This is a genomic window from Pseudomonas sp. C9D1, from assembly GCF_056491235.1.
The window spans coordinates 1,061,977-1,087,787 of record NZ_JBSZIE010000001.1 but is presented as its reverse complement, the minus strand read 5'-3'; the positions used below and the strand labels follow the sequence as shown (position 1 = coordinate 1,087,787).

Here is a 25,811-nt window from a genome sequence, read left to right as displayed (position 1 = left end):
GTTGCACATTAGTAGCAGGCGGAATCGGCCACAAGAGGCCGGAGGGGTCACGAGGGGCCGTGCCCCTCCACTCAGGATTCGAATTCCGCCTGCAGCGCGGCACGCACGCAATGCAGCACGCCTTCCGGCACCTTGCCGCCGAGCATCTCGGCAACCTGGGCGACGCTGGGCAGCTCGCCCTCGCCATCGAGGAAGGCGTCCTGCACCTCGCCAAGCATCGCTTCGGGCAGGTCCAGGGCCTGTTCCAGGCTCAGTTGCTGCTCGCTGATGGCCTCGGCCAGCAGGCTGTAGACGTTCTTCTCGGTGCAATCGAGCTGGCGAGCGATCTGCGCCGGGGTCATGCCGGCGCGGGCCAGGCTCACCAGTTCGTGGCGCAGGTCGGCCACCGCGCGCGGGGCTGGCGCGGCTTCGGCGCCACCGTTGAGCACATCGAGGAAGGCCTCGCCGTAGCGCTCCAGCTTGCGCGCGCCCACGCCACTGACTCGCGCCATCTCCGCCAGGGTGCTCGGCTGGCTGCGCAGCATTTCCAGCAAGGTGGCGTCGGGGAAAATCACATAGGGCGGCACGCTGTGCTCTTCGGCCAGCTTGCGACGCAGGGCGCGCAGGGCTTCCCACTGCTCGCGCTCCTCGCCCCGCACCAGTTGGCTGGCGGCGCTGGCGGCTGGCTTCGGCGCCTTGGTGGAGATGTCCCGGCGCAGTTGCAGGCTCACCTCGCCACGCAGCAGCGGGCGGCAGGCATCGGTCAGGCGCAGGCCGCCGAAACCGTCGAGGTCGACATCGGCCAGGCCACGGGCGACCAGTTGGCGGAACAGCGTGCGCCACTCCCCTTCGGACAGCGCCTTGCCCATACCAAAAACAGACAGGTGTTGGTGGCCCGAAGCGCGGACCTTCTCGTTGTCGCGACCCAGCAGCAGGTCGACCAGGTGACCGACGCCGTAGCGCTGGCCGCTGCGGTAGATGGCCGACAGCGCCTGGCGCGCGGGCTCGGTGGCGTCCCAGGTCTGCACGCCGTCGACGCAGATGTCGCAATGGCCGCAGGGCTGGGGCAGCTCTTCGTCGAAGTAGGCCAGCAGCGCCTGGCGACGGCAGCGGATTTCCTCGCACAGGGCCAGCATGGCGTCGAGCTTGTGCTGCTCGATGCGCTTGTGGCGTTCGTCGCCCTCGGAGTTGTTGAGCATCTGCTTGAGCAGCAGCACGTCCTGCAGCCCGTAGGCCATCCAGGCATCGGCGGGCAGGCCATCACGGCCGGCGCGGCCGGTCTCCTGGTAATAGGCTTCCAGGGACTTGGGCAGGTCCAGGTGGGCGACGAAGCGCACGTTGGGCTTGTCGATGCCCATACCGAAGGCGATGGTCGCCACCATGATCAGCCCTTCCTCGTTGAGGAAGCGCTTCTGGTGGTAGGCGCGCAGGTCGCTGGGCAGGCCCGCGTGGTACGGCAGCGCCGGGTAGCCCTGCTCGGAAAGGAAGGCCGCGACCTCGTCGACCTTCTTGCGCGACAGGCAATAGACGATGCCGGCGTCGCCACGGCGTTCGGTGAGGAAGCCCAGCAGCTGCTTGCGCGGGTTGTCCTTGGCGACGATGCGATAAAAGATGTTCGGCCGGTCGAAGCTCGACAGGAAGCGCTCGGCATCCTGCAGGTGCAGGCGCTGGACGATCTCCTCGCGGGTGCGCATGTCCGCCGTGGCGGTCAGGGCGATGCGCGGCACATTGGGGAACAGCTCGGCGAGCTGGCCCAACTGCAGGTATTCGGGGCGGAAGTCATGGCCCCACTGGGAAACGCAGTGGGCTTCGTCGATGGCGAACAGGGCGATGTCCAGGCGCTCGAGGAAGGCCAGCATGCGCGGCTGCACCAGGCGCTCGGGGGCCAGGTAGAGCATCTTGATCTCGCCCCGGCGGATGCGGTCGGCGATGTCGCGCTGCTCGTCGTTGCTCAGGGTCGAGTTGAGCGCCACGGCGGCCACGCCGAGCTCGTCAAGGGTGGCGACCTGGTCCTCCATCAGCGCGATCAGCGGCGAAACCACCACCGCCAGGCCGTCGCGCAGCAACGCCGGCACCTGGAAGCACAGCGACTTGCCGCCGCCGGTGGGCATCAGCACCAGCACGTCGCCGCCTTTGGCCACGCGGTCGATGATCGCCGCCTGGTGGCCACGGAAGGCGTCATAGCCGAATACGTCTTTGAGGATGCGCTGGGCGTGGTCGAGCATGCGGGTCTCCGAATGAAGCCGGGCATTATACGTCAGCAAACGCCCGGGGAAGCCTTCGCCCATCGGGAGCGCTTTTGCCGCGGGCTTCGCACTCGACTAGAATCCACCCTCGTTTAATCCTCTTAGGTAGTCCCACGATGTCCTTCGCTGAGCAATTGTCCCGCCTGCAAGCCTTCCTCGATGCCGATGACCTGCACGAAGAAGCCTTGGACTACGTGGCCGCCCATGGCTACCTGACCGCACTGTCCATCTGCCCGGACCCGGTTCCGGAGCGTGAGTGGATCGACGCCCTGTTCGCCGAGCCGCCGCATTACCGCAGCGACGCCGAGCGTGAGGAGATCGAAGCCACCCTGCTGCTGCTCAAGGCCCACATCGCCCGCCAGCTGGCCAGCGACGAAGACCCGGAGATGCCCTGCGACCTCGACCTGGGCGATGACCCGGACGACTCCGACCTGCGCGGCTGGTGCATCGGCTTCATGGAAGGCGTGTTCCTGCGCGAGGCCGTGTGGTTCGAGGAATCCGAAGAGGAAGTCAGCGAGCTGCTGCTGCCGATCATGGTCGGCTCCGGCCTGTTCGACGAGCAGCCCGAGTTCGCCGACATCGCCGCCGACCGCAACCTGGTCGACGAGATGATCGAGCAGATCCCCGAACTGCTGACCGCCCTGTTCCTGCTCTGCAACGCCCCCGAAGAGAAACCCGCACTGCTCAAGCCGCGCAGCCACTGAGCAGGTCGCGCTGATGGCGCACGGTGACATCCGCCAGAGCCGCAACCCGGCAGTACGCTACGTACTGCTGGTGGTCGGCTGGCTCGCCGTCGCCCTGGGTGTGATCGGCATCTTCCTGCCGGTGCTGCCGACCACGCCCTTTCTCCTCCTCGCCGCGGCCTGTTTCGTACGCAGTTCGCAGCGGTTCTACCTCTGGCTGGTCAACCACAAGCACCTCGGCCCCTGGATCAGGGACTACCTCGAAGGCAACGGCATCCCGCTCAAGGGCAAGGTCTACGCCATCGGCCTGATGTGGGTCAGCATCGCCTTCTCCTGCTACCTCGTGCCCCTGCCCTGGGCGCGCGGCTTCATGCTCACCAGCGCCGTGCTGGTCACCGTCTACATCCTGCGCCAGAAGACCCTGGACCGCGGCTGAAGCCCGCCCCGAAACATCGCCCAAGCCCACCGGCAAAAAGCCCGACCACCACCTAGACTGCACTGATCCAAGGGCGGAGACCCTGATGATGCGGCTAGGGCGGCGTGCGAAAGCGAAGCAAGGACGGCCACGGACGACGTGGCTGGCCCTGCTCGCCTGCCTGCTGGTCTCGGCGGTCGCCGCCAACTGGGATTTCGGCCTGATCCTGCAAAACGCGCAGAAGCGCTACGGCAGCCTCGGCACCGCCAAGGAACGCATCGAAGCCTGGAGCGTGCTGATCGACGGCAGCGGCGCATTGCCGGAGAAAGACAAGCTCGCAGCCGTCAATCGCTTCTTCAATCGCCAGCTGCGCTTCGTCGACGACCAGCGCAACTGGGGCCAGAACGACTACTGGGCCACCCCCGTCGAAGCCCTGGTCAAGGGCGCCGGCGACTGCGAGGACTACTCCATCGCCAAGTACTTCACCCTGCGCCGGCTCGGCATCCCGTCCGAGAAGCTGCGCATCACCTACGTCAAGGCGCTCAACTACAACCAGGCGCACATGGTGCTCACCTACTACGCCAGCCCCAGCTCAGACCCGCTGGTGCTGGACAACCTGATCGGCGAAATAAGGCCGGCCTCGCAACGCAAGGACCTGCTGCCCGTGTACGCCTTCAACGCCGAAGGCCTGTACACCGCCGGCAAGCGCAGTGGTGACAGCAAGAAGCTTTCGCGCTGGCAGGACATCCTGCAAAAGATGCGCGCCGAAGGCTTCGCCATTGGAGAGGGATAGACGATGTCGTTACTCAAGCAGCTGTTTCTGGCGATCTGCCTGTTCCTGGTGGTGGCCTTCACCGGCAGCTTCCTCGCCGGAGTGGAAAGCTCCCGGGAACAGCTACGCAGCCAGTTGCGCTCCCACGCCCAGGACGCCGCCACCGCCCTCGCCCTGTCCATGACGCCCCACGTGGACGACCCGGCGATGATCGAGCTGATGGTCAGCTCGATCTTCGACAGCGGCTACTTCGCGCGCATCCGCGTGGTCAACATCGCCGATGAACAGGTCATCGTCGAACGCCAGGCCGACCCGACCTCGGAAAAGGTCCCCGCCTGGTTCGTGAAGCTGGTCGACCTGCGCGCCCAGGGCGGCGACGCCCTGATCATGCGCGGCTGGGAACAGGCCGCGCGGGTCGAGGTGCTCAGCCACCCGCAATTCGCCCTGGCCAAACTGTGGGACAGCGCCATCGGCAGCCTGCTCTGGCTGCTGCTCTGCGGGCTGGTCAGCGCCGTGCTCGGCGGCTTCCTCCTGCGCACCCAGCTGCGCCCGCTGGACAACATGGTGCAGCAGGCCCAGGCCATCAGCCGCCGCGAATTCCTCACCCTGCCCAAGGTGCCGCGCACCCCCGAGCTCAAGCGCGTGGTGCTGGCCATGAACCAGATGGTCGACAAGCTCAAGACCCTCTTCGCCGAAGAAGCCGCGCGCAGCGAGAAGCTGCGCGAAGAGGCCTACCAGGACAGCCTCACCGGCCTGGCCAACCGCCGTCAGTTCGACATCCGCCTGGGCAACCAGCTGGCCGTGGCCGAGCAGAACGCCGCCGGCTACCTGGTGCTGCTGCGGGTCAACGACCTCGGCGGCCTCAACCAGCGCCTCGGCGGCCAGCGCACCGACGCCCTGATCGGCGAGATCGGCGAACTGCTGAAGAAAGTCCTGGAAGACCGCGGCAACCCCGACTGGCTGGCCGCCCGCAGCCGGGGCGGTGAATTCACCCTGCTCGCCCCCGGCCTGGTCAACGACGACGCCGACCTCCTCGCCCAAAGCCTCAGCGACGCCCTGGAAAGCCTGCGCAGCACCGGCGCCAGCGACTGCACCCCGGTGGCCCACCTGGGCATCGCCGCCTTCCGCCCCGGCGAGGACGCCGCCAGCGTCATAGGCCGCGCCGACCAGGCCCTGGCGCAGGCGCAAAGCAACCCGACACCCCCCTGGGAGCGCCTCGACGACTACCAGGCCGCGCCCAATCAGGGCCTGCACAGCTGGCGCGCGTGGATCGACGAAGCCCTGCAGCAAGGCAAGCTGCAGCTCTACTTCCAGCCCGTGGCCGACTGCGCCGATACCGGCAAGCTGTTGCACCGCAAGGTCCTCGCGCGCCTGCTCGACCCGCAGGGCGAAGCCGTGGCCGCCGGCCGCTTCCTGCCCTGGATCGAACGCCTGGGCTGGGCCGCGCGCTTCGACCTGGCGATGCTCGAACACACCCTCACCCACCTGGAGCAGCACCCCGAGCCGCTGGCCCTGAGCCTCTCCGCCGCCACCCTGCGCGAGCCTGCCAGCCAGGAACGCCTGCTCGCCATGCTCCGCGCCCACCCGCAGCACGCCGACCTGATGACCCTGGAAGTGGACGAGCGCTTCCTGCCGCCCCCCGCCGCTCTGGAGCAGCTCAGCCAGGCGGTGCGCGAAGCCGGCTTCCACCTCGGCCTGCAACACTTCGGCGGGCGCTTCAGCCTGATCGGCAACCTCACCCACCTGGGGCTGGCCTACCTGAAGATCGACGGCACCTACATCCGCGCCATCGACCAGGAGAACGACAAGCGCATGTTCATCGAAGCGATGTACCGCGCCACCAACAGTATCGACCTGCCATTGATCGCCGAGATGGTGGAAACCCCGGGCGAGCTGGCCGTGCTCGGCGAGCTGGGCATCCAGGGCGCCATGGGCCGCCTCATCGGGCCACCGGCGCCTTGGGGGGATGGCCAGGCATGACGCGGAGCGCCTGTAGGAGCGGTTTCAACCGCGAAGACCGAGGCACCCGGCCTGCTCTTTTCGCGAATGAATTGGCTCTGTCTGCGTTAGCTGTTGTGGTTTTAATGCAAGCGCTCAAGCACGGTGCTTTCCGGGCGCCCGAGGATTCGTGCCACCTCCACCGCATGGGTTTCGCTTCGCTCTACGCCATCCTACGAACGTGCGCTGGGTTACTGCGCACATCAATGTGAGGGTTCGAGCGAAGAAAGTTGGAGCAGCCGCCAACGCCCCTCCAGGAGGCCGAACGCAGTCGTTGCGCCGGGGGACGAGTGGCATGGATGCCGCGAGAGGCGCGCTAGGCCATGGATGGCCCATCGCGCCGGCCCCCAGACGACGCTTGCGGCGAACGCACTTCAGTGCGGCCCGAAGGGCGAGCGTAGCGAGTAACGGCGATGGAGTGAGGGAACCCCGGCGAAGCCGGGGCCAGATGATGGGGCAAGCGTTTTTGGTTCCTTTTTTGGCGATTGAAAAAAGGGACTCGCCCGGGGGGGGGGGGGGCGAAACCAGAAACATCACCAGAGCTCGGCAATCAGCTGGACTCAAATCCTCTAGCAACACTTAACGCAGACAGAGCCAATGAATTCGCTCCCACAATGAACTCGCTCCCACATTGACGGTGCGCTGCGCCGGGCCTCGCGACGTTGGGCCTCGCTGCGCTCGGCACCAACCTACGGCACGCGCCTGTGGGAGCGGTTTCAACCGCGAAGGCCAAGGCACCCGGCCGGCCCTTTTCGCGAATGAATTCCACACAACCCAACACCACCCACCCCGCAGTCTTCGTAGGGCGGGCTTCAGCCCACCAGGCCGTCCGCAAAAGAAAACGCCCGCATCTGCGGGCGTTCTCGTTACGGGTGGAGCCGGTTAATCGTCACGGTTGGTGTCGTTGTCGCTGTCATGGTCACTGCCACCGAACTGGGCATCACGGTAGCCGTCGTTGTCCAGATCATGATCACTGCCGCCGAACTGCGCATCGCGGTAACCGTCATTGTCCTGGTCATGGTCGCTGCCACCGAACTCGGCATCGCGATAGCCGTCGTTGTCCAGGTCATGGTCACTGCCGCCGAACTGGGCATCGCGGTAGCCGTCGTTGTCCAGGTCGTGGTCGCTGCCACCGAACTGGGCATCACGATAGCCATCGTTATCCAGGTCGTAATCCACCGCATGGGCCGTCACCGCCCCAAGCGCCACCACAGTCAAAAGCACGCCCAACACTCGTCTGGTGAAGACACCCGCTTTTGTCGCCATCTCGCGTATCGCTCCTGAAGAGGACATGACGGCCGCAACCCGGGTCACCCTCGGTGAACCGAGGAGCCGTCGCGCAATAGAACGCAACGGCAGGCGCCGGTTCTGTCGCCTCCGGGGCTTTATCCTTTGCCATTCATTTCAGGAAGAAAAAGCCCGTGGGAGCGGTTTCAACCGCGATGGGCCCAGGCACGCATCCAAGCCCTTTCGCGCATGGGCACCGCCCAACGGCGACCGTGGCTCAATACGGCAAACGCCCCTCGTCCTGCACCAGGCTGCCCAGCCCTTCCACCTGGGCACGGGCCTGGGCACGGTGCTGGAGCTTGTTGCGCGCGGCCTCGGGCAGGTCGGTGTAGCGCATCACGCCACGGTCGACGAGGACACTGACCAGGTCCTCGATCACCCGCACCAGCTCCAGGTCGGAATGCTGCAGCGACATCAGGTGCTCGTGCAGCGAACGGCTGGCCAGCCAGCTCTGCACCTCCGGATCTGCGGCCGGCATGCTGTGGGTCATGTGCTCGAAAGGCTCCGACTCGACCCGCAGCACCCGGCCCCGCTCATCTCGCTGTACGTACACCATGGACTGCTCTCCCCAATCCGCATAAAAAAGGCCCGCCACCCGGAGAGGTGGCGGGCCGCTTCGTTTACAGAGCTTAGACGTCAACCTTCAACGTGCCATCGCCCAGCATGCCGGAGATCACACCGCCAGCATCCGCCACCCCGTAGGAGGTTTGCAGGTTGATGCCGTCGAGCACGATGGTCGGCCCCGTGGCCCCGGCACCGGCGCCATTGGAGTCCACCGTGATGGTGGTGCTGGCCCCGAAGCTGAAGGTCAGGTACTGGCTCAGGCTGCCCAGGTTGGCATGTTCGCCGGAGAGCAGCTGGGACAGGTCCAGCGAATCCACACCCTTGGTGAAGTCGGTGATATGGGTCAGCCCCGTCTCGCCCGCCTGCCACTTGAAGGTGTCGGCCCCGTCGCCGCCACTGAGGATGTCGTTGCCACCGTTGCCGATCAGGGTGTCGTTGCCCGCCAACCCGCTCAGCGTGTTGTCACCTGAGTTGCCGGTGAGCACATCGCCGAAGTTGGAGCCGATCAGGTTCTCGATCCCCGACAGGGTGTCGGTGCCCGCACCGCCGGTGTTCTGCGCAGCAGCCGATGCCAGGCTCACCGTCACGCCGGAGGTGGCGTCGACGTAGCTGGCGGTGTCGATCCCGCCGCCGCCGTTGAGCGCGTCGTCACCGGCGCCCCCTACCAGCAGGTCGTTGCCGTTGTTGCCGTTGAGGGTGTCATTGCCGACCCCGCCGATCAGCACGTCATTGCCACTGCCACCGGCCAGCGTGTTCCCGAGCGCACTGTTGTCGATGACGATCTGGTCGCTGCTGTCACCCGAACTGCCGATCGTGCCGCTGTTGTCCCGGTCGACCTCGACCGCACCGGAGCTGCTGACCGCCCCCTGCTCATCCTTGGTGGTGTAGGTGAACGAGCCACCCACCGAGCCGCTGTCGGTGAAGCTGGTGGTGCCCGCCAGCCCGCTGCCGCTGTGGGAGACCGAACCACCGCTGGCACCGCCGACGCTGTTCAGCGAAAGGACATTGCTGTCTGCATCGCTGTCGTTCCACAGCAGCGCCCAGTCCGGCACCACCACCGAGGCGTTGTAGGCCACCACGTGGTCGGCGTTGGCGACCGGTGCATCGTTCACGGCATTGAGGTGCACGTAGGCGATGGCCGAGGCGCTGTCGACGCCGCCGTTGGCGGTGCCGTCGCCATCCTTGACGGTGAAGCTCAGGGTACGGTCCAGGGTGGACGGGTTGTCGGAGGTGTTGGCGTAGGCGATCTGCTGGATCAGCGCCTGGACCACGGCGAGGGTCGCCAGGTTGTTGGTGAAGCTGATCGTCAGGCTGCTGCCGTTGGTGCCGCCGGCGATGGTGCCGATGTTGGTGGAGCCGAGGCGCAGGTTGCTGCCGCTCACGTTGAGCTGGCCACTACCGGTGCCCTGGTTGACCACCGACAGCTGGTCGGCTGCCGTGCCGTTGGCGGTGAAGGCCACCACCAGCGAGCCACCGTTGAAGTTCGGCGAGTCGACATCGCTCAGCGTGACGCTGCTGTCGATGATCTTCACGCCGGCGTTCTCGGTGTAGTTCAGCGTACCGCCCATGCCACCCAGCACCGGCGCATCGTTCACCGCGGTGACGTTGAAGGTGATGGTGTTGGGGTTCGGGTCGAGGTTGACCCCGCCGTTGGCCGTGCCGCCGTCGTCCTGCACCTGGAAGGTGAACTTGGCGTAGCCGGTGCCGCTGGCATTCGCCGCCGGGGTGAAGACCAGCTTGCCGGCGTTGATATCAGCCACCGAGACGGTGGTCCCGGCACTGATGGCGCTGCCGTTCAGGGTGAGCTGACCGGCGGTGGGCAGGGTGGTGATCTTCACGGCAGCCAAGCTGTCGCCCTCAGCATCGGAGAAGCCGAAGCTGCTCGCACTGAGCACGTGGCTGGCATCTTCCAGCAGGCTGAGGGTCGCGTCCGCACCGGCCGGTGGACTGTTGGCGTCGGTCACGTTGACCGTCAGGGTCGCGGTGTCGGTGGTGCCATCGGAATCCACCAGGCTGTAGCCAAACTGCTCGGTGAGGTTGCTGGTGAGCCCGTCGGGCGCCACGTAGCTCCACGCACCGGTGGCGAAGTTGAAGGTCAGCTTGCCGTGTTCCGGCGTCTCGATACCGGTCAGCACACTGCCGGAAATCGGCGAGCCGCTGCTCGGGGTGATGGTCGAGGTGCCGTTCCAGGTGTAGGTGACGCTGCCGATGGTGACCGACTTGATGTAGCCGGCCCCGTCAACGCCGTAGCTGTCGTCGTCCGCGGTACCGCTGACGCCATCGCTGCCCCAGAGCACGTTGCCGGAGACATCGCCACCGACCACCTGGCCGAGCAGCGCGTCCACCAGCTGGCCGAAGCCGGCCACGTTGAGCGGCGAACCCTGGCCGTCGAGGTCGACGTCCTGCAGGCGGGCATTGTTGATGCCGTCGCCGATGCCCACGGTGGTGACGTTGATGCCATTGCTGTCGACGAAGGTGTTCCAGGCCGTCGAGGTGGCATCCGTCAGCGAGTTGCCACCGGTACCGGTCTGCTCGTTGGGGTTGCCGTCGCTGATGAACACGACCTGGTTGCTCCAGCCCGAGATCGGGGTGTAGGCACTCATGGTCTGCTGGATACCTGCGGTGAAGTCGGTGTTGCCGTCGAACGGACGGACCCCACCGGCATTCGGGTTGAGGCTGTCGATCAGCGAGCTGAAGGCCTCGACGCTGGTGACCGGCACATAAGAGGTGGCGGTCGAGGAGAACGCCACGATCTGCAGCTGCACATGCCCCGAGGTGCCGTCGAACAGCTCGGCGCCCGCCTGCTTGACCGCCGTCAGCATCTGGTTCAGCTCGGTGTTGTCGATGCTGCCGCTGAAGTCGAGGACGAAGACCACATTGAAGTCCTGGCCATGGCCTTCGACCACGTTGGCGACATCGTTCTTGGCATCCGGCCCGTTGTCCACCGCCACCACCTTGATGGTGGTCTGCGCGGTGTTGGAGTCGGTCGCACCGTCGTTGACCACCACCGTCACGTTGCGCGGCGTGGTGCTCGGGTTGGTGCTGGTGCTGGAGTAGCGGATGGTCTCGATCGCCGTCTCGTAGGCCGCCTTGGTGGCGACACCGGTGAGGGTGACGGTGATCTTGCCGGCGACGCTGGTGTCCACCACGCCGGTGATGCCGCTCGGCAGGCCGGTGGCGGTCAGCACATCCCCTGCCTGGGCGTTGGTCAGCACGACCTTGGCCGAGGCGATGGTGCTGTTGTCGATATCGGTCACCAGGGTGTCGATATCGGCGATGGCCACCGCGGCAGTGCCTTCGGTGTAGGTGGTCTGGTAACCCGTACCCACCACACCGGCGCTGTCGTTGCCGTCCAGGTCGAGCAGCGGCGCGTCGTTCACCGCCGTGACGTTGATGGTCACCGTGGCCGTATTGCTGTAGAGGCTGCCGTCGCTCACCTGGTACTGGAAGGTGGCATAGGGCGCGCCGTTCTCGTTGCCGTCCGGCACGAACACCAGCTTGCCGGCGTTGATGTCGGCGATGCTGATCACCTGGTTCAGGGTCACCGCCACGCCGTTGAGCTTGAGCACGCCGTCGGTAGCCAGCTGGGTCACCTTGATGTCGGTGAAGGCGCCGGAGTCGACGTCGCTGTCGTTCAGCGGCCCGGTGCCATCGGTACCGAACAGCCCGGTGCTGGTGATGGTCACCGAGTTGTCCTCGGTGGTGGCGAAGGTGTCGTTGACCGCCACCGGCGCATCGTTCACCGCCGAGACATTGATGGTGACGGTCGCCGTGTTGCTATAGAGGCTGCCGTCGCTCACCTGGTACTGGAAGGTCGCGTAGGGCGAGCCGTTCTCGTTGCTGTCCGGCACGAACACCAGCTTGTTGGCGTTGATGTCAGCGGCGCTGATCACCTGGCCGAGGGTCACGGCCACGCCGTTCAACTGCAGTACGCCGTTGCTCGCCAGCTGGGTCACCTTGATGGTGGCGAAGCTGCTGGAGTCCACGTCGCTGTCGTTGTCCGGCCCGGTGCCATCGGCGCCGAACAGCCCGGCGGCGGTGATGGTCACCGAGGTGTCCTCGGTGGTGCTGAAGGTATCGTTGACCGCCACCGGCGCATCGTTCACCGGGTTGACGGTGATGGTCACGGTGGCCGTGTTGCTATAGAGGCTGCCGTCGCTCACCTGGTACTGGAAGGTGGCATAGGGCGAGCCGTTCTCGTTGCCATCGGGCACGAACACCAGCTTGCCGGCGTTGATATCGGCGAGGGTGATCACCTGGTTCAAGGTCACGGCCACGCCGTTGAGCTTGAGCACACCGTCGGTGGCCAGCTGGGTCACCTTGATGTTGTCGAAGGCACCCGAATCGACATCACTGTCGTTGTTCGGCCCGGTGCCATCGGCGCCGAACAGCCCGTTGGCGGTGATGGTGACGGCCGTGTCCTCGTTGGTGCTGAAGCTGTCGTCGACCGCCACCGGCGCATCGTTGACCGCCGCGACGTTGATGGTCACCGTGGCCACGTTGCTGTAGGTGCTGCCGTCGCTGACCTGGTACTTGAAGGTCGCATAGGGCGCGCCGTTCTCGTTGCCGTCCGGCACGAACACCAGCTTGCCGGCGTTGATGTCGGCGATGCTGATCACCTGGTTCAGGGTCACCGCAGCGCCGTTGAACTGCAGCACGCCGTTGCTCGCCAGCTGGGTCACCTTGATGGTGGTGAAGGCGCTGGAGTCCGCGTCGTGGTCGTTCAGCGGCCCGGTGCCATCGGCGCCGAACAGGCCTGCGCTGGTGATGGTCACCGAGGTGTCTTCGTTGGTGCTGAAGGTGTCGTTGACCGCCACCGGCGCGTCGTTCGCGGCGGTGATGTTGATGGTCAGCGTGGCACTGGACGGGTCACCGTCGGAGTCGACGATGGTGTAGCCGATCTGCTCGGCGGTATTGCCGGTCAACCCGCTCGGCGCGGTGTAGCTCCAGGCGCCGGTGGCGAAGTTGAAGGCCAGCTTGCCACCCAGGTCGGTGGTGATGTTCAACTGGGCGGTGGCATTGCTGCCGTTCCAGGTATACACGTCGCCATCGACGGTCAGGGACTTGATACCGCCCTTGCCGTCGGCGCCGAAGCCGTCGTCGTCGGCGGTGCCGGCGACGCCATCGCTGCCATTGAGCACGTTGCCGGAAACCATGCCGGTGCTGACCTGGTCGAGCAGGGTGTCCACCAGGTCAGAGAAGTCCCCGATCAGGATGGGCGAGCCGCTGCCGTCGAGATCGACGTCCTGCAGGTTGTCGTTGTCGATGCCGTCACCGATACCGATGGTGGTGACGTTGATGCCGTTGTCGTTGATGAACTGCTGCCAGTCGGTGGCCGTCTGGTTGAGCAGCGCATTGCCGCTCTGGGTCTGCTCGTTGGGGTTGCCGTCGCTGATGAACACGACCTGGTTGTTCCAGCCCGGAAGCGGGTTGAAGGCATCCATGGTCTTCTCGATGGCCGCAGTGAAGTCGGTGTTGCCGTCATAGGGGCGCACGCCACCGGGCTCGTTCGGGTCGAGGGAGTTGATCAGGCTTTCGAAGGCCGCATAGCTGGTCACCGGCGCGTAGGACTTGGCGTCTCCCGAGAAGGCCACCACCTGCATCTGCACATCACCGGTGTTACCGGTGAACAGCGCCTGGGCAGCAGCCTTCACGGCATCGAGCATCTGCCCGAGTTCGGACTTGCTGATGCTGCCGCTGAAGTCCAGCACGAACACCATGTTGATGTCCGGCGCCACGCTTTCGCCCACGGTCGCCACGTCGTTCTTCGCCACCGGGGTGTCGTCGTCGACGTTGATGTTCAGGGTGCCGTTGGCGCTGTCACCGTCCTTGTCGGTGACCTTGTAGGTGAGCTGGAAGGCCTGGTTGTTCTCGTTGTCGCCATCGGCGTGGTGGATCGGCGCGTTCTGCACCACCGAGTAGGCACCGGTCTGGCTGTTGGTCAGGGTCACCGTCAGTACGGTGGTGGTGCCCTGCTTGATCACCAGGTTGTTGCCCGAGGTCTCGTAGGTGAAGCCTGCCGGTGCGCCGGTGTTGACCCAGCTGATGCTGCCCGCACCGTCGTTGCCATAGCTATGGCTGAGGGTGCCGGTGGCATTCTGCGAGTCGGCGTCGTCGCCGGTACCGCCGGGGATGCCGTTGGGCCGTGCGTCGTCGTCCAGCTGCACCGTCTGGTTGGTGCCGGTGGCCGGGGCGTCGTCCTTGAAGCTGATCACCTTGCCGATGTCCAGGTTGCCGGTGGCCGTATCGCCGTCCTTATCGGTGGCGGTGGCACTCAGGCTGATATGGCCCGAGCCAAGGAACTTGGCCTCGTCCGGATCGGAGGTCGGGTGGACGATGGAGCGGAGCTGGTCAAGGGTGACCTTGCCGTCCGCACCCACGGTGAGGGTGAACACCAGGTCGTTGCCGGTGGCGGTACGCCCTTCGACCACGCCTGCGCCGTTGACGCTGAGCACCACGTTCTGCCCGCTGGCGGTATCCACCAGGCCGGAGTTGGCGTCCTGCACGGTCAGTTTGTAGGCCAGGCTCTGCAGGCCGTCGGCACCCGGTTGCACGTTGAACAGGCCGCTGAAATCAGCGGTGGCGTTCAGCGCCAGGTTCGACTCGTCCACCTGCAACTGCTGGGTGGCGCCCCAGGTCACGCTGGTGCTGACGTCGTTGTAGTCGTAGTCGGACGAGTTGGTCTGGTCCTCCCAGTTCTGGTTGCCGGCGCTGCCGGTGTCCTGCAGGTGCGAGCCGCCGGGGTTCAGCGTGGCGTCGCTGAACAGCACGTTGGCACCGTCGGCGCCGGTCAGCGGGGTGCTGCCGACGAAGGCCTGCCATTTGCCGCCCACCAGTTGGAAGGTAATTTCCGCACCATTGGCCAGCCCGGCGTTGGCGCCGCCGTTGGGGATGATGAAGAAGCCGGTGTGCGCCGGGTCCAGGCCACTGATGTCGGAGGTGTCGCCAGCGGTCTGGCTGTGCACGTTGGCCCAGATCACCTTGCCGCTGACCGGGGTGCCGTCGTCGCCCTTGATGTAGTAGCCATAGCTGTTGCTGTAGCCGGCCGAGCTGCCAACGAAGGTCACCGAGGAGTTGAGGTCCAGGGCGCCGACCTGGATGGTCGGGGTGTCGTCGTTGATGGTCACGGCCAGGCTGCCGGTGGCCGAGTCATCGTCCTTGTCGGTGACCTTGTAGCCGACGTTGAGGGTGATGTTGTCCTCGGTGCCGTTCACCGTGTGTATCAGCGGTTTCAGCAGGTTGACGGTGTAGGCGCCACTGGCCAGGTCGGTCAGCACCACGGTCATCAGGGCGCCGCGGGCGCTGCTGATGGTCAGGGTGTTGGTCGAGGCGTTCCAGGTGGAGGTCACGCTCTCGCTGCCCAGGCTGGTGGGCCCGGTCAGTTCGATGGACTTCAGCCCGTCGGCGCCGGCGCTGTAGTTCAGCGTGCCGCTGGTGCTGGTGCTGGCGCCGGCCACATCGCCGGGCCCGCCGTTGATGCCGCCGGACAGGCCTTCGTCGTCCAGCACGTTCGGAGCGGTGCTGTTGCCGGCGGTGGGCGCGTCGTCACGGAAGCTGATGGCATTGCCTAGGTTGAGGGTGGCGCTGCTGGCGTCACCGTCCTTGTCGGTGATGGTCGCGGTCAGTTTCACCAGGTCGGCGGCGGAGAGGCCGGTAGGCTGATCCGGGCCGCTGTTGGGGGTGTGCAGCACGGCCAGTTTCTGGTCGAGGGTGACCTTGCCGTCGGCATCCACCGTGACCCTGAAGGAGACCGCGCCGCTCTGGTCGCCGACACGGCCAACCACGGCGTTGCCTTCCAGGTACAGCTTGATGTCGCTGCCGGTGGCGGAGTCCTTCAGGCCGCTGTCGGCGCCTGCGGCCTTGACGTCCAGGGCGTAGGTGGTGGTACCGGCACCGTCGGCGCCGTAGTTGCGGGTGAAGGAACCGCTGAAGTCACGGGTGGCATCGGTGCCGAGAACGGTTTCGTCCACCTGCAGGCTGCCGGCTTCGACCTGGCCGGCGCTGATGGTCGGAGCGTCGTCCTTGAAGCTGATGGCATTGCCGAGGTTGAGGCTGGCGCTGTTGGCGTCACCGTCCTTGTCGGTGATGGTCGCCACCAGTTTCACCAGATCCGCGGCGGAGAGGCCGGTGGCCTGGTCCGGCCCGGTGTTGGGCGAGTGCACGATGGCACGCACCTGATCGAGGGTGACGTTACCGGAAGCATCCACCGTGACCTTGAAGGCGACGGCACCGGTGGAGGTGCCGACACGGCCCACCACTTCGCCCCCTTCCAGGTACAGCTTGATATCGCTGCCGGTGGCGGTGTCCTTCAGGCCGCTGTCAGCGCCCTGGGCTTTTACCTCCAGCGCGTAGCCGATGCTGCCGGCACCGTCGGCGCCGTAGTTGCTGGTGAAGGCGCTGCTGAAGTTGGTGGTGGCGTTGAGTGCCAGGTTGGTCTCGTCTACCTGCAGGCTGCCCAGCTGGGCCTGGCCGGCATTGATGGTCGGGGCATCGTCCTTGAAGCTGATGGCGTTGCCGAGGTTGAGGGTGGCGCTGTTGGCATCACCGTCCTTGTCGGTGATGGTCGCCACCAGCTTCACCAGGTCGGCGGCGGAGAGGCTGCTTTCCTGATCGGGGCCGGTGTTCGGCGAGTGGACGATGGCGCGCACCTGATCGAGGGTGACCTTGCCACTGGCATCCACCGTGACCTTGAAGGCGACGGCACCGGTGTCGCTGCCGACACGGCCCACCACTTCACCGCCTTCGAGGTACAGCTTGATGTCGCTGCCGGTGGCGGTGTCCTTCAGGCCGCTGTCGACACCTTGGGATTTCACATCCAGGGCATAGGTGGTGGTACCGGCGCCATCGGCGCCGTAGCTCTTGATGAAGGCGGAGCTGAAGTCCGTGGTGCTGTTGCTGCCGAGGAAGGTTTCATCCACCTGCAGGCTGTCAGCCGGAATTTCGGCCGCACGGATGCTGGGCGCGTCATCCTTGAAGCTGATGGCGTTGCCCAGGTTGAGGCTGGCGCTGCTGGCGTCACCGTCCTTGTCGGTGATGGTCGCCACCAGTTTCACCAGGTCGGCCGCAGACAGGCCGGTGGCCTGGTCCGGCCCGGTATTGGGCGAGTGCACGATGGCACGCACCTGGTCGAGGGTGACATTGCCCGAAGCATCCACCGTGACCTTGAAGGCGACGGCGCCGGTGTCGCTGCCGACACGGCCCACCACTTCGCCGCCCTCCAGGTACAGCTTGATGTCGCTGCCGGTGGCGGTGTCTTTCAAGCCGCTGTCAGCTCCCTGGGCTTTCACCTCCAGCGTGTAGCCGATGCTGCCGGCACCGTCGGCACCGTAGCTGCTGGTGAAGGCGCCACTGAAGTTGGTGGTGGCATTGAGCGCCAGGTTGGTTTCGTCCACCTGCAGGCTGGCCGCCTGGGCCTGGCCGGCGTTGATGGTCGGGGCGTCGTCCTTGAAGCTGATGGCATTGCCGAGGTTGAGGCTGGCGCTGTTGGCGTCACCGTCCTTGTCGGTGATGGTGGCCACCAGTTTTACCAGGTCGGCCGCAGAGAGGCCGGTGGCCTGGTCCGGCCCGGTATTGGGCGAGTGGACGATGGCACGCACCTGGTCGAGGGTGACGTTGCCCGAGGCATCCACCGTGACCTTGAAGGCGACGGCGCCGGTGTCGCTGCCGACACGGCCCACCACTTCGCCGCCCTCCAGGTACAGCTTGATGTCGCTGCCGGTGGCGGTGTCCTTCAGGCCGCTGTCAGCGCCCTGGGCTTTTACCTCCAACGTGTAGCCGATGCTGCCGGCACCGTCGGCGCCGTAGTTGCTGGTGAAGGCGCCACTGAAGTTGGTGGTGGCGTTAAGTGCCAGGTTGGTCTCGTCCACCTGCAGGCTGCCCAGCTGGGCCTGGCCGGCATTGATGGTCGGGGCATCGTCCTTGAAGCTGATGGCGTTGCCGAGGTTGAGGGTGGCGCTGTTGGCATCACCGTCCTTGTCGGTGATGGTCGCCACCAGTTTCACCAGGTCGGCGGCGGAGAGGCTGCTTTCCTGATCGGGGCCGGTGTTCGGCGAGTGGACGATGGCGCGCACCTGATCGAGGGTGACCTTGCCGCTGGCATCCACCGTGACCTTGAAGGCGACGGCACCGGTGTCGCTGCCGACACGGCCCACCACTTCACCGCCTTCGAGGTACAGCTTGATGTCGCTGCCGGTGGAGGTGTCCTTCAGGCCGCTGTCGACACCTTGGGATTTCACATCCAGGGCATAGGTGGTGGTGCCGGCGCCATCAGCGCCGTAGCTCTTGATGAAGGCGGAGCTGAAGTCCGTGGTGCTGTTGCTGCCGAGGAAGGTTTCATCCACCTGCAGGCTATCCGCCGGAATTTCGGCCGCACGGATGCTGGGTGCGTCATCCTTGAAGCTGATGGCATTGCCCAGGTTCACCGTGGCGCTGTCGGTGTCACCGTCCTTGTCGGTAATGGTCGCCGTCAGTTTCACCAGATCAGCCGCAGACAGACCGGTGGCCTGGTCCGGGCCGGTGTTGGGCGAATGGACGATGGCCAGTTTCTGATCGAGGGTGACCTTGCCATCGGCGTCCACCGTGACCTTGAAGGAAATGGCGCCGCTCTGGTCGCCGACGCGGCCGACCACCTCACCGTTCTCCAGGTACAGCTTGATGTCGCTGCCGCTGGCCGTGTCCTTCAGTCCGGTATCGGCACCCGGTGCGCTGATGGTCAACGCATAGGTGATGGTGCCGGCGCCATCGTTGCCGAAGGCGTGGGTGAACGAGCCGCTGAAGTCACGGGTGGCATCGGTGCCGAGGACGGTTTCATCCACCTGCAGGCTGCCGCTGGCGACCTGGCCCGGGTCGATGTTCGGGCCGTCGTCCTTGAAGCTGATGGCGTTGCCCAGGTTGAGGGTGGCATTGCTGGAGTCACCATCCTTGTCGGTGATGGTCGCCACCAGTTTCACCAGGTCGGCGGCGGAGAGACCGGTGGCCTCGTCCGGGTCGCTGGTGGGGTGGACGATGGCCAGTTTCTGGTCGAGGGTGACCTTGCCGTCGGCGTCCACCGTGACGGTGAAGGAAATCGCCCCGGCCGGGCCGCCCACGCGGCCGACCACTTGCCCGCCTTCCAGGTACAGCTTGATGTCACTGCCGCTGGCGGTGTCCTTCAGGCCGCTGTCGGCACCCGTGGCACTGATGGCCAGGGTGTAGCTGATGCTGCCGGCACCGTCGGCGCCGTAGCTGGAGGTGAAGGCGGTGCTGTAGTCGACGGTCTTGTCCACCAGCAGGTTGGTTTCATCCACCTGCAGCTCGCCGCTGGCGATCTCGCCGGCGCTGATGCTCGGGGCATCGTCGCGGAAGCTGATGACCTTGCCGATGTCCAGGCCGCCGCTGGCGGTGTCGCCGTCGCCGTCGGTCACCGTCAGGTTGAGCTTGACGTGGCCGGAGCCTAGGAAGGCCGCTTCGTCCGGGTCGGAGGTCGGGTGCTCGATGGCACGCAGCTGCTCGAGGGTGACCTTGCCGTCCGCGCCCACGGTCAGGGTGAAGACCACTTCGCCGCTGGCGTCGCCGACGCGGCCCACGACCTGGCCGTTCTCCAGGAACAGCACCACGTCATTGCCGGTCTCGGTGTCCACCAGCCCGGAGGCCGGGTTGGTGACTTCCAGCCCGTAGTCCAGGCTGCCCAGGCCATCGGCACCGGGCTGCACGTTGAACAGGCCGCTGAAATCAGCGCTGGCGGTGGCCGTGGCACCCAGCCCGAGGTTGGTCTCATCCACCTGCAGTTGCAGGGTCGAGCCCCAGGTGACGCTGGTGCTGACGTCGTTGTAGTCGTAATCGGAGGTGGCGGTCTTGTCTTCCCAGTTCTGGTTGCCGGCGTTGCCGGTGTCCTGCAGGTGCGAGCCGCCGGGGTTCAGGGTGGCGTCGCTGAACAGCACGTTGGCACCGTCGGCGCCGGTCAGCGGGGTGCTGCCGATGAAAGCCTGCCACTTGCCGCCCACCAGCTGGAAGGTGATGTCGGCGCCGTTGGCCAGGCCGCCATTGGCCCCGCCGTCGGGGATGATGAAGAAGCCGGTGCTGGCCGGGTCCAGGTTGCCCAGGTCGAAGGTGTCGCCGTTGCCCTGGTCATGGACGTTGGCCCAGATCACCTTGCCGCTGAGCGGGGTGCCGTCGTCGCCCTTGATGTAGTAGCCATAGCTGTTGCTGTAGCCGGCATCGGTGCCGACGAAGGTCACCGAGGAGTTCAGGTCCAGAGCGCCCACCTGCAAGGTCGGGGTGTCATCGTTGATGGTCACCGCCAGGGAACCGTCGGCGGTGTCGCCATCGCCGTCGGTGACCTTGTAGCCGACGTTGAGGGTGATGTTGTCCTCGGTGCCGCTCACCGTGTGCATCAGCGGTTTGAGCAGGTTGACCGTGTAGGCGCCGCTGGCCAGGTCGGTCAGCACCACGGTCATCAGGTCGCCACGGGCGCTGCTGATGGTCAGGGTGTTGGTCGAGGCGTTCCAGGTTGAGGTCACGCTCTCGCTGCCCAGGCTGGTGGGCCCGGTGAGCTCGATGGATTTCAGGCCATCGGCGCCGGCGTCGTAGCCGAGGCTGCCGCTGGTGCTGGTGTGGGCGTCCGCGACATCGCCGGGGCCGCCGTTGATGCCGCCGTTCAGGCCTTCGTCGTCCAGCACGCTGGTGGCGGTCACCTGGGTGGCGGTGGGGCCGTCGTCCTCGAAGCGCACGGCGCCACCGATGCCGACGGAGTCCGTCGACACGTCGCCATCGCCGTCGGTGACGGTGACCACGGCGCGGATCTTGCCGGAGAGGTTCAGGGCGTCGTCATGGCTGGCGGTATCCGGGTGCTGCAGCGGAATGTACTGGGCGACGCTGATGCTGCCGTCCTGGCCGATGGCCACGGCGAACGCGGCCTGGCCGTTGTAGGTGCCGCCGTCCACGCGGCCGACGATCAGCCCGTTCTCCACGGTGAGCACGATGGACGAGCCGTCCAGGGTGGTGAGGCCCGAGTCGGCGTCCTGCACTTCCAGGCTGAGCACGGTGGTCGCGCCCTCCTGGTCTTCACCGGTGCTGCTGCCGGAGGCGTCGACCACCGGGCCGTTGCTGGTGGCATAGCCGGCCGCCAGCGCGGTGCCGGCATCGGCCACGCTGCTGAACAGCGCGATCACGCTGGGGTTGTTGGTGTCGTTGTCATTGGCGTCGTTGCCCGGGGTCGGGGTGGCGGTGCCGTTCTGCAGGCCGGGGGTCTCGTCGTGGGTGACGCGTGCACCTTCGACCGCCTGGATGCTGGCGGTGGGGGCGTCGTCCTCGAAGCGGATGGCTCCGCCGATGTTGACCGTGGCCACGTCCACATCGCCATCGCCGTCGGTGACGGTGACCACGGCCCTGACCAGGCCGCCGAGGTCGACGCCCTCATCGCGGCTGCCGGTGTCCGGGTGGTTCAGCGACATGTACTGGGCAACGCTGATAGTGCCGTCCTGGCCCATGGCCACGGCGAACACCGCGGCGCCGGGGCCCTGGTCGCCACCGTCGACGCGGCCGACGATCAGGCCGTTCTCCATATAAAGGCGGATGACCTGGCCATCGGTGGTGGTGAGGCCCGAATCGGTGCCGTCGCCGCCGGTGATCTCCAGGCTCAATACGGTGGTGGCGCCTTCGTTGTCCTCGCCTGTGCTGGTGCCGGCAGTGCTGACCACGGGGCCGGCACTGGTGGCATAGCCCGACAGGTCGGTACCGATATTGCTCACGCCGGCGAACAGGGCGATCACATCCGGGTTGCTGGTGTCGTCATCCAGGGCATCGCCCTGGGGCGTCGGGGTCGCGGTGCCGTTCTGCAGCCCGGCACTCTCGTCATGGGTGACGCGCACGCCTTCCAGCCGCTCGATCACGGCGGTGGGGCCGTCGTCCTCGAAGCGGATGGCGCCGCCGATGCCCACCTGGGCGGTGTCCACATCGCCGTCGCCGTCGGTCACGGTGACCACCGCGCGGACCTTGCCGGACAGGGTCACGGCATCATCGGCGCTGCCGGTGTCGGGGTGGTTGAGGGAGATGTACTGGGCCACGCTGACGCTGCCGTCCTGGCCGATGGCGATGGCGAAGGCCGCCGCGCCGGGGCCGGTGTCACCACCGTCCACGCGGCCGACGATCAGGCCGTTCTCCAGGTACAGGCGAATGGTCTGGCCATCGGTGGTGGTGAGGCCGGAGTCACTGCCGTTGTCGTCGACGATGGAGAGGCTGAGCACGGTGGTGGCGCCTTCGTTGTCCTCACCCGTGCTGCTGCCGGAGATATCCACCACCGCGCCATTGCTGGTGGCGTAACCGGTGCTGGACAGGTCGGTGCCGGTATTGCTGACGCCGCTGAACAGGCTGACCACCGATGGGGCATTGGTGTCGTTGTCGTTGGCGTCGCCGCCGGGGGTGGGCGTGACGGTGCCGTTCTGCAGGCCGGCGCTTTCGTCATGGCTGACGCGCCCGCCTTCGTTGGTCTGGATGCTGGCGGTGGGGCCGTCATCGACGAAGCGGATCAGCTGGCCGATGTCGGCACTGGCCACGGCCTTGTCTCCGTCGCCGTCGGTGACGGTCAGCACGGCGCGGATCAGGCCGCTGAGGTCGATGCCGTCATTGGCATCGCTGCCGTCGGGGTGATGCAGGGACTGGTACTGGGCGACGCTGATGACGCCGGTGTCCGGGTCGATGGCGATGGCGAACGCGGCGTTGCCGTCGGCATCGCGACCGACCACCAGGCCGTTCTCCACGCTCAGGGTGATGGGGCTGCCGCTGGTGGTGGTGAGACCGGCGGCCTGAGCTTGCGGACCCTCCTGGCCTTCGCCGCCCTCGCCTTCGATCAGGGCCAGGGAATAGACGGCGGTGGCGCCGCCTTCGTCGGCGCCGAAGTCATAGTTGGCAATCACCGCCGGGGCGGTGCCCTGGGCGTAGGCGCGCATATCCGACGAAGGGTTGGCAACGCCATCGAACACCGCCAGCGGGCCGGCGACGTCATGGCTGCCCGGTTGCAGGCCGGCGCTCTCGTCGATGATCACATCGCCGCCTTCGCGGGAGAATTCCAGGCCGGCACTGGGGCCGTCGTCGTTGATGGCGATGGTCAGCGGCACGGTGGGCGATACATCACCGTCGAGGTCGAATACGCGCACGCTGAAGTTATCGAACAGCTGGTCCTCGGCCCCGGTGGCATTGGGGTTGCTGTGATCCAGGCTGTTGTCGGTGAGGGTGTAGGTCCAGTTGCCGGCGGCATCGAACACCAGCACGCCATAGGTGCCCTGCACGGTGCCCCCACCGGCGACATTGATCCAGTTGCCGGCGGCGTCCAGTACTTCGATGCGGCCGATGCCGTCGGGGGAATTGATGATCAGGGTGCCCGAGGTCCTCTCGGCGTTGCTGCCGGGGTTGCTGCCCGGGTTGCCGCCACCGCTCTCGCCGCCATCCAGTGCTTCTTCGTCCACCACACCGGGGCCGGTGACGACGCTGCCTTCTTCATCGAGGAAGACCACGGTCAGTTCGGGGCTGAAGTCGGTGGGCGCGAGAATCTCGGCCTCGGGGAACAGCGGGCCCGCCGTAATGGGGCCGGTGGGGAAGCCGATGGTCGGGTCGAGCGCACCGGCGGTTTCCGACAGCAGCACGAAGGAGTGGCCACCGCCAACCCCCCCTGCACCGCCTGCACCACCGGCACCGGGGCCTGCTGCGGTCGCTTCACCGGTCTGGGTCGGGTCGGCGCCGGCCTCGATCGCGGCCTGCAGTTGCTGCACGTCGGTCAGGTCCTGCTGGCTCGGCGGCTGCGGCTGCTGCGCGTCAGCGGTGGGGTCGACCGGGGCATCGCCGTTGCCGGTAGCCAGCAACTGGGTACTCAGGTTCATGCTGCTGTCGCGTCCCAGGGTCAGCTCGCCGCCATTGGCCAGCGCCACCGAAATCGCACCTTCAGCACCGGTGAGCAATTGCTCGCCGGCGAACAGCCTGTCGCCTTCTACCAGGGGCCGGCGCGTTCCGTCGCCTGCTACCGCGAACACCTCGCCTACTACCCGACTGACGACACCGATTACCGTAGCCATGAATCCTTCCTCCACCACGCTGCCGACCACTGCCGACACCTATCGCAATAGGGCCAAGACCGTTCTGCACCGGGGACTGGAAAAAGGAAAAACTGAAGCGGAATGGAACGACAGTATTCAGGTCAAAAAATTCGCGACAAAAAATCGTCACTCATTCTCCGTGTCGTACTACTCCATCAGAACATCCCCGCCCCTTTGGCTCTGAAACTGGTTTGACCACCCAAGCCGTTCGCCGAAAAGGCCCTGCAGGCCTTAATAAACGCGGCTGACAGGGAAAGAAGATGTGCTCGATTCGGAGGAGTGCATAAGATTTTTTCGGCATAAACCATGTGAAAAAAATTTCTTAGGTTCTCCAAAAGATGTTCTTAGCTCTGATGTTACAAGCCTGAAACGGTTGAACAGGCGATTTCGCCAAAAAAATGGCGATCCGTAAAAAGAGCATCGAACAAGGAGACACCCTCTCATGCGAGCAATGACCCCACTCTGGAGCAGCATGCTGTTGGCACTCGCCAGCGCCCAGGTCCAGGCGATGAACCTCACCGAGGCCATCCAGAGCACTCTCGACAACCACCCGGAGATCCGGGCAGCAGCCAACGCACGGCTCGTCGCCGACGAGGAGAAGAAGGTCGCCAAGGGCGGCTATCTACCAACCGTCGATCTGATAGCCGGCGTGGGCCGTGAAAACACCGATAGTCCGAGCACGCGCGCGCTGGGCGATCACAACACGGAGACGATGAACTACCGCAACGCCGAGTTGCGACTGCGGCAAATGCTCTTCGACGGCTTCAACACCCCTAACGAGGTGGGCCGTACCGAGGCGGTGATCAACTCCCGCGCCTACTACACCCTGGGCACGTCCGAGAGCCTGGCGCTGCGTACCATCGAGGTGTACCTCGAAGTGCTCAAGCGTCGTGAAATGGTGGCCCTGGCCCGCAACAACCTGCAGTCGCACCAGCGCGTGGGTGACCAGATCAACCTGCGCAGCCAGCGCGGCGTCGGCAGCATGGCCGACTCCGACCAGTCCGCCGCCCGTCTGGCCCTGGCCGAGAACAACCTCTACACCGAGGAAGTGAACCTGGCCGACGCCGAGGCCAACTTCCTCAGCGCCGTCGGTCGTCCGGCCGACGAACTGGAAACCCCGGCGACCATCCGCGGCGAAATGCCGGCGGACCTGCTGGCCGCACGCCAGACCATGATGGACAACAACCCCTTCCTGAAATCGGCCCAGGCCGACGTGCAGGCGGCGGAGAAGCAATACGAGTCGGCCAAGTCACCGTTCTACCCGCGCTTCGACGCCGAGCTGGCCACCACCGCCGACGACAACGTGCAAGGCGATGAAGGCCACTACAACACCTGGCGAGCCGCCGTGGTGATGAACTACAACCTGTTCAACGGCATGCGCGACAAGGCCCGCCTGCAAGCGGCGGCGCACTCGATCAACCAGTCCATGGACATCCGCAACAACGCCCTGCGGGTGCTCAACGAGAACCTCTCGCTGGCCTGGAACGCCATGGAAAACGCCCGCCAGCAAACCCCCAAGGCGCGTGACTATGCCGACTACACCCAGCGCGTGCGCGAGGCGTACCAGCAGCAGTTCGGCCTCGGCCAACGCACCCTGCTCGACCTGCTCGACAGTGACAACGAACTCTTCACCGCCAACCGGCGTTACGTCGAGGTGCGCTACACCGAAGAGTTCGCCATGTTCCGCGTGATCTCCGCCATGGGCGATCTGCTGCGCCGGCAGAACGTCGTCGTCCCGGCTGAGGCCATCGCCGCTTCTGAAGTGAAGAGCGAAGCCCGTCTGCCGGAAATGAAGTAACCGCG

The 25,811-nt window shown here is 66.0% G+C and carries 9 protein-coding genes; 5 read left to right on the top strand and 4 right to left on the bottom strand.

The genetic code is table 11. The features are described 5' to 3' along the window. Nucleotides 1-71: 71 nt before the first annotated feature. Nucleotides 72-2,204, bottom strand: a complete 2,133-nt coding sequence (recQ, locus tag ACXI0U_RS05080; protein WP_316925116.1) for a DNA helicase RecQ — start codon at nucleotides 2,202-2,204, stop codon at nucleotides 72-74. 137 nt (nucleotides 2,205-2,341) lie between these two features. On the opposite strand from recQ, the gene ACXI0U_RS05075 reads away from it, so the two are divergent. The 4 genes from ACXI0U_RS05075 to lapD all read left to right on the top strand — a co-directional run bounded on the left by ACXI0U_RS05075 (nucleotide 2,342) and on the right by lapD (nucleotide 6,075). Further along, entirely contained in the window at nucleotides 2,342-2,929 is a 588-nt protein-coding gene (locus tag ACXI0U_RS05075; RefSeq protein ID WP_184490723.1) for a UPF0149 family protein, read from the top strand. A 13-nt stretch (nucleotides 2,930-2,942) separates the two neighbouring features. After that, entirely contained in the window at nucleotides 2,943-3,344 is a 402-nt protein-coding gene (locus tag ACXI0U_RS05070; RefSeq protein ID WP_021221132.1) for a YbaN family protein, read from the top strand. A gap of 85 nt (nucleotides 3,345-3,429) precedes the next feature. Beyond that, nucleotides 3,430-4,116 (top strand): cysteine protease LapG, encoded by a 687-nt coding sequence (gene lapG / locus ACXI0U_RS05065; RefSeq protein WP_021221131.1) that lies wholly within the window; start codon nucleotides 3,430-3,432, stop codon nucleotides 4,114-4,116. A gap of 3 nt (nucleotides 4,117-4,119) precedes the next feature. After that, nucleotides 4,120-6,075, top strand: coding sequence for a cyclic di-GMP receptor LapD (gene lapD / locus ACXI0U_RS05060; protein ID WP_479549852.1), 1,956 nt, complete (start codon nucleotides 4,120-4,122; stop codon nucleotides 6,073-6,075). Between the two features lie 900 nt (nucleotides 6,076-6,975). Here the strand turns inward: lapD and ACXI0U_RS05055 are convergent. The 3 genes from ACXI0U_RS05055 to ACXI0U_RS05045 form a co-directional block, all read right to left on the bottom strand. Then, nucleotides 6,976-7,317 carry a hydrolase gene (locus tag ACXI0U_RS05055; RefSeq protein ID WP_228723558.1) on the bottom strand — a complete coding sequence of 114 codons (342 nt, stop codon included), beginning with the start codon at nucleotides 7,315-7,317 and terminating at the stop codon, nucleotides 6,976-6,978. Nucleotides 7,318-7,597: 280 nt separating this feature from the next. Then, nucleotides 7,598-7,936, bottom strand: a complete 339-nt coding sequence (locus ACXI0U_RS05050) for a tryptophan synthase subunit beta (protein ID WP_111259521.1) — start codon at nucleotides 7,934-7,936, stop codon at nucleotides 7,598-7,600. 73 nt (nucleotides 7,937-8,009) lie between these two features. Continuing rightward, nucleotides 8,010-23,987 (bottom strand): retention module-containing protein, encoded by a 15,978-nt coding sequence (locus ACXI0U_RS05045; RefSeq protein WP_479549851.1) that lies wholly within the window; start codon nucleotides 23,985-23,987, stop codon nucleotides 8,010-8,012. A 463-nt stretch (nucleotides 23,988-24,450) separates the two neighbouring features. Here ACXI0U_RS05045 and ACXI0U_RS05040 point away from each other — a divergent pair, with 463 nt between their 5' ends. Then, on the top strand, nucleotides 24,451-25,806 hold the full coding sequence (locus ACXI0U_RS05040; RefSeq protein WP_263403270.1) for a TolC family outer membrane protein: 1,356 nt from the start codon (nucleotides 24,451-24,453) through the stop codon (nucleotides 25,804-25,806). Nucleotides 25,807-25,811 lie beyond the last annotated feature (5 nt).

Bases quoted from the DNA above. Each gene is read 5' to 3' on its own strand.
- recQ (WP_316925116.1), bottom strand. From the start codon at position 2,204: ATGCTCGACCACGCCCAGCGCATCCTCAAAGACGTATTCGGCTATGAC.
- ACXI0U_RS05075 (WP_184490723.1), top strand. From the start codon at position 2,342: ATGTCCTTCGCTGAGCAATTGTCCCGCCTGCAAGCCTTCCTCGATGCC.
- ACXI0U_RS05070 (WP_021221132.1), top strand. From the start codon at position 2,943: ATGGCGCACGGTGACATCCGCCAGAGCCGCAACCCGGCAGTACGCTAC.
- lapG (WP_021221131.1), top strand. From the start codon at position 3,430: ATGATGCGGCTAGGGCGGCGTGCGAAAGCGAAGCAAGGACGGCCACGG.
- lapD (WP_479549852.1), top strand. From the start codon at position 4,120: ATGTCGTTACTCAAGCAGCTGTTTCTGGCGATCTGCCTGTTCCTGGTG.
- ACXI0U_RS05050 (WP_111259521.1), bottom strand. From the start codon at position 7,936: ATGGTGTACGTACAGCGAGATGAGCGGGGCCGGGTGCTGCGGGTCGAG.
- ACXI0U_RS05045 (WP_479549851.1), bottom strand. From the start codon at position 23,987: ATGGCTACGGTAATCGGTGTCGTCAGTCGGGTAGTAGGCGAGGTGTTC.
- ACXI0U_RS05040 (WP_263403270.1), top strand. From the start codon at position 24,451: ATGCGAGCAATGACCCCACTCTGGAGCAGCATGCTGTTGGCACTCGCC.